This is a genomic window from Variovorax sp. GrIS 2.14 (assembly GCF_046115955.1).
Classification (GTDB): Bacteria; Pseudomonadota; Gammaproteobacteria; order Burkholderiales; family Burkholderiaceae_C; genus Variovorax.
The window spans coordinates 1-3,840 of the sequence record NZ_JBJXIA010000068.1 but is presented as its reverse complement, the minus strand read 5'-3'; the positions used below and the strand labels follow the sequence as shown (position 1 = coordinate 3,840).

Annotated in this window: 4 protein-coding genes and 1 pseudogene; 1 reads left to right on the top strand and 4 read right to left on the bottom strand. The window is 60.0% G+C overall.

What is annotated here, in order from left to right; genetic code table 11:
- Positions 1 to 123 precede the first annotated feature (123 nt).
- The 4 genes and pseudogenes from RCH10_RS27320 to RCH10_RS27305 all read right to left on the bottom strand — a co-directional run.
- A pseudogene (locus RCH10_RS27320) lies at positions 124 to 384 on the bottom strand (DDE-type integrase/transposase/recombinase); the annotation flags it as partial.
- 55 nt (positions 385 to 439) lie between these two features.
- Positions 440 to 709, bottom strand: a complete 270-nt coding sequence (locus RCH10_RS27315) for an IS3 family transposase (protein ID WP_409054808.1) — start codon at positions 707 to 709, stop codon at positions 440 to 442.
- Positions 706 to 1,005, bottom strand: a complete 300-nt coding sequence (locus RCH10_RS27310; RefSeq protein WP_409054807.1) for a transposase — start codon at positions 1,003 to 1,005, stop codon at positions 706 to 708. Before RCH10_RS27310 ends, RCH10_RS27315 begins: the two co-directional genes overlap by 4 nt.
- 66 nt (positions 1,006 to 1,071) lie before the next feature.
- Positions 1,072 to 1,530: a hypothetical protein gene (locus RCH10_RS27305; protein WP_409054806.1), complete on the bottom strand. Its 459-nt coding sequence runs from the start codon at positions 1,528 to 1,530 to the stop codon at positions 1,072 to 1,074.
- A 232-nt stretch (positions 1,531 to 1,762) separates the two neighbouring features.
- Here RCH10_RS27305 and tnpC point away from each other — a divergent pair, with 232 nt between their 5' ends.
- Positions 1,763 to 2,809: an IS66 family transposase gene (gene tnpC, locus RCH10_RS27300; RefSeq protein ID WP_409054809.1), complete on the top strand. Its 1,047-nt coding sequence runs from the start codon at positions 1,763 to 1,765 to the stop codon at positions 2,807 to 2,809.
- Positions 2,810 to 3,840 lie beyond the last annotated feature (1,031 nt).

Here is a 3,840-nt window from a genome sequence, read left to right as displayed (position 1 = left end):
GGACCTTGAACAACAGGCCACGCAAAACGCTGGGTTGGAAGACACCGGCTGAGACCTTGAACGAGTATGTAAAATCCGTTCGACAACCCGGTGTTTCGACAACCGGTTGAATCCGCCTTGACTTCCACGGTCCGAATGTACGATTAGGCCTGGGGCCGGTTGACGCTGTGCGATGGCCAACTGCAGCGCCTGACACACCAGCGTCGCCCGCATGTCTGTGGCCATTGCCCAGCCCACGACCTTGCGCGCAAACAGGTCGAGCACCACTGCCAGATACAGCCAGCCGCTGCGCGTTCTGGTATGTGATGTCAGCGACCCACGCTTGGTTGGACCGCGTCGGATTGAACTGTCGATCCAGCACGTTGGGCCAGATCGGCAATGCATGTCGGCTGTCGGTGGTGTGTACGAACTTGCGCTTCCACGCCGAGCGCAAGTCATCCTAGCGCATCAAACTGCGCACGCGATAGCGGTCCATTACGACGCCTCGCAAGGCCACTGCCGCCCGCAGACGACGGCTTCCGTAAGCACCACCACTGGCGGCGAATGCAGCTTTTAAATGCACGCTGGCTTGGCATACTGCAGGCGGGATCTGCCTGCGTTTGCGTGCCGCGTAGTAGCCTGAGCGGCTGACCTCCAGCACCCGGCAGAGTTGCTCCACCGGCACGGCGTTGTCCTTGTGTTGCAGCTGCTCGATGAGTTGGAAGCTCATCGCAGTTCGAGGGCAAAGAAGGCCGAGGCTTTTTTTAACGTATCCACATCGCCTCGCAGTTGCCTGTTCTCGGCTTGGAACTGACGGATGCGCTGATGCTCGGCGGTCAAGGGCTTGCCTATTCCAGGCTGACCGAGTTGTTCGGCATCGGCCTGTGCCAGCCAGCGCCTCACAGCCGTCTCGCCCAATCGCATGTCCCGGCACACTTGGCCGATATTGAGCCCCTGGACGCGGATCATCAGAACGACTTGCAACTTGAAGCTCGCGTCAAAGGCTCTTCGGGTTGATTTCGTCACGTTTACTGTCCAACTGATTTCCCCCCATCCGAGTGTGCGAATTCATTAGACCAGGACAAGGTTCCGTCACTTGGTTTTTCGCGTGATCGTTTCTTTTAACAACGCAATGGCGGTCGCTGCATTTGCCGCTGGACCCGTGACCGATACCACGACGGACTCGGAGCCAATGATTGCGCCGGCATTCCACCCCATGTCGTTTTCCACGAAACCGCGAGTGCCGATGTCTGACAGTTTCTTAAACTCCGGAGCGCCACTGTGCGGTTCGTGATACCTCGCGGGAACCACTTGGATCAGCGCGCTGCCTTCTCCGGAGCTTGCTACCCATTGGCACCCAGACCCCATTGCCGCAACGCGTCCAGGCGCAAGCGGCATGCCGACAAACTTCGAGAGCTCGCCCGGCGTGAACAGCTTGCATTGCGGATTCTTGTCAGCGGCCGAGCGGTCTTCGCCCCTTAGCGCCGCGGCCAGCTTTTCGGGATCGGTCTGAGCGGTAGCGTCCTGATGACAGACGATCATCGCTGCCACGAAGAGGCAGCAAGCCAGAATTTTGGCTGGGGCATTCCCAGCTGACGTTCGGGTGCGGGGCCAACAATCTCGAGTCATAGAAGCAGCTCCTGGTCACGGACGAGCCGGCTAACCGTTTAGCATTACGTCTGTTGCGTCAACGCCGAGTTTAGCCACCTTCTGGCGCCGCAGTGAGCCACTTCCTTGGCGCTGGAATTGGCGCTAGGCTTAATTCTCGGCCCAACCGTCACGGATCATTCAAACATCGGCGCCTGGCCCAAATCCACGGCGGCGCGGACAATCAGTCGCTTCGTGTACCACCTGCCTTACTACCGGCAGGAGGCGATCAACTCCCGCTCGGGCGTGCACACCCCGCGCTCGACGCTCGACGCTGGGCAGTTGGTCAGGCCGCGGTGGCGCGGCGCTCGAGCCGCTGTACGACGCGCACAAACCCTTCGTGCTGTCGGCCCAGGTGCTGCAAGCCGATGAGACCCCGGTGGCCATGCTCGACCCGGGCGCGGGCAAAACCAAGCGGGCTTACGTCTGGGCCTACCCACGAGGCGCCTTCGATCCGGTGCGCGATGTGATCTATGACTTCTGCGTCGGGCGAGGCGCATGGTTCCCCATTGCATTCCTCGGCCCGACAGACGACGGTCGCAGGGAGAGTTGGCGCGGCACATTGGTGCGCGATGAATACACGGCCTATGAACGCTTGCTGGTTGCGCAGCCCGGGCGTGTTGCGGCGGGCTGTCTTGCGCATGCCAGACGCAAGTTTGACGAGTTGCTGCGCGACCCTGGCAAGAGCGCCGTCGCGGTCGAAGCGTTGCAGCGCATTGCCCAGATCTACAAGACCGAGCGCGAGCTGGCGGAGATGCCCACCGAAGAGCGCTTGGCCGGAAGAATGAACATTGCTCGGCCCCTGTCGGAGCAGCTGCATACATGGCTGCGGCTAGAGCGAGGCCGGGTGCCTGACGGCTGTGCGACGGCCAAGGCCCTGAACTACAGTTTGAATGCCTGGGAGGCGCTCACGCGCAACCAGCTCGATGGCCAAGTGCCCGTTGACAACAACCATTGCGAAAATCTGATTAGTCTCTGGGCGATGGGCAGGCGGGCATGGCTCTCCTGCGGAAGCGAGCTTGCGGGTCAGCGTGCTGCGATCGTGATGAGCCTCGTGCGGTCGGCCAAGCTCAACGAGCACGATCCGTGGGCTTACCTCAAGGACGTACTCACTCGGCTGCCCGCGCATCTGAACAGCCGCATCGACGAACTGCTCCCACACAACTGGCAGCCCGGCGGCTGATCAGCGCAGCGCATACCGGGATTCGCCGACCGTCGTCAATGTGGGACGGCCAGCCGCTTACACAGAAGGCGTCGCGCCAGAGAATCCAAGCTGCTCGGCCGTCAGGCCGTGGTGCTTGATAGCTTCGATCCGAACGATAACGCCCTTGGCTTCGACGGCCTGAAGGCAGTGGCCTGGCGCTAAGCTTTTCGATTTGCTGTTGGATCTGTTCGTAGGTCTTTGCCATGAGTCTTCGAATCTGAGGTTGGAAGAGTGCCGACTCTACCTGTTTCCAATTGATAAACACTATTGGCGCCTCATAGCGAAAAGTCAGCTTCCGCGAAGGTGAACGGTGCACACTCCCAATTCGCATTAACTCGAGGCCCGAATTCGGTCGCGATCGCCGTGACTTTATTGTCATTACCTTCAATCCAGGCGGTCGCTCTTTGCATATCGATCCACAATTAAATCCGATTTTGACCAGATGGCCGACGGCAGTGCATAACCTCAGACAGAGTTTCGGGACAACCTAACAACCCAACGTCGGATTTGTCACCGGTCTGGGCCGCAGCTTCGGACGCTTTCGGGGGGAACACGGCACTGCAGCTAAGAGACAAGGCCGCACCGCCGCTGCCCGGCTGGACCTCCAAAGTTGATGAAGCCAAGCTTGAGTTGGTAGACGAGCGCCTGGGCGAACGTGACGGTTTTCTGGTGCGGTGTGACTGGCGTTTGCCGTGGTCGACGGGATCGCCTGGTTGCTGTCGTTTTGCGCACCGCAGGGCGGTGAGGAAAGTGTCGAAGAAGTCGAGGCTTTCGTCAGCAACGGGTCTTGGTCAACGCCGTTTCAGCCATCGCAGTCTCCGCTTGAGACGTGTCATCCCCCGCGTAACTCTTTCATCAGTGCGTCACGATTACTCGGACCGCGCTGTGTTCAGAAATACTTTTCTGTGCAGGCACCGGGGATGCGGCTAAAAACTTGGACTGTTTATGCCGTGAGGCCCAAGCTTCTTCGGTAGTCGACGGGACTGCGCGCGCCCAAGGACATCTTGATC